We start from the raw sequence: 1,363 nt of genomic DNA, 5'->3' as shown, positions 1-1,363 counted from the left end.
GTGGAGCTATGCATATATATTTTTGAGTCTAAATAAAAAGTATGATATATTGTTCACCCCTCTAAGCTGTGCTCTAAAAGCTTTAATTTTAGCATTAAAAGACTCGGCTGAAGCATTAGTAGCCCTTCGGTCAAAGAAGTTTAATATCGTTTTATAATGTGCCTGCACCGAGCGCATGACTGTCCCAAAATGTTCAAATCCAGATTCTTCGATGGCATTATACCACCTTGCCAGACGGGTTAGAGCTACTTTTTTATCTTTCGTTATATGGTAGATATTCTTTAGTTGCATCGTAAGCTTGTAGGCCACTTCCAAAGAGGGATAATAATGGAATAGAATCTCCGCCCTTTGTCTCTGACGGGGAGTCCATTTATCCTCGTTTTTAAATAACAAATACCGACTCCTTACAAGCAGTTGACGATGAGTGTCCCCATTTTCTAAGACTTGGGACACATAGGATATATTATTCTCTTTAGCCAGGGCCATTTCTTTGTTTTCTTGTTCAATAGCCTGCCAACGAAGGGCAATCCTCATATCTTGCAATGCATCACAGGCTAACTTTTGGACATGGAAACGGTCGGTAACTTGTGAGGCCTTGGTAAAACAACGATCTACTATCATACCCATATTTGCAGCCATATCCAATGTGACTTCCTTTACCTTATGCCGTAGCCGGTCTTTTATTCTTAACAGAACCTCCGTAACGTCTTCGGCTTTTGTGCCCCTGACCATCGCAACGATTGCTCCTTTACGACCCTTTGCCTCCTTATTGGTAACAATCGTATAAAGCTCACCATCACTCAATGAAGTTTCATCTATACTTAGATAAGGGCCCATATTATCCTCGAACAGTAACCATTTATCCGCATGTGGGCGGTCTTCCCATTCATAAAATCCGGACAAATTCAAACGGTACCATTCCTCTAAACGTTGACCATCCAAACCATAGAACTTAGCTAAAACCGTGCTACTGACTGGAGTATTATCCAAGTGTTCCTTTTAAAAAAGAGGCAAACTCTTCTGTTAGACGAGTGCCTTTTGCCACAACTTCCCAAGCCCGCATGTAAGGATTGCCGGTATCCAGGTCAACCCAACGGCGACGGCGAACGTGAAGGATTAGACTTTTTCCACGCAATGGAAAGTCATGGATAGAGGCAGGAGGATAAAATCCTTTGGATTGAAGATGTTTTCCACTTCGTTCTTCCTCGGATAAGTCCTTCTCATCTAAGTATATTAATATGGCTGTTGCTGTGCGATCGGCATGGGTTACTTCAAAGTAAGTCAATATGCCTTCGGGTAAGAATAGTTCGTAACCTGTTTCCATTGAGCAAAAATAATTATTTTTTGCTTTCTCCACAACTTT

General features: G+C 41.4%; 2 protein-coding genes. Both read right to left on the bottom strand.

The genetic code is table 11. The features are described 5' to 3' along the window. Positions 1 to 6: 6 nt before the first annotated feature. A complete protein-coding gene (locus tag DWW90_RS20315; RefSeq protein WP_199662231.1) occupies positions 7 to 942 on the bottom strand; it encodes a transposase in 936 nt (311 codons plus the stop codon). Positions 943 to 982: 40 nt separating this feature from the next. Next, positions 983 to 1,363, bottom strand: a 381-nt coding sequence (locus DWW90_RS20310; RefSeq protein ID WP_233547864.1) for a hypothetical protein, incomplete at its 5' end; no start/stop codon positions are given.

The organism is Parabacteroides sp. AF17-28 (assembly GCF_003479205.1).
Lineage (GTDB): Bacteria > Bacteroidota > Bacteroidia > Bacteroidales > Tannerellaceae > Parabacteroides > Parabacteroides acidifaciens.
Note: the sequence above shows the minus strand (reverse complement) of the source record. Positions and strands in the feature narration are given on the sequence as shown.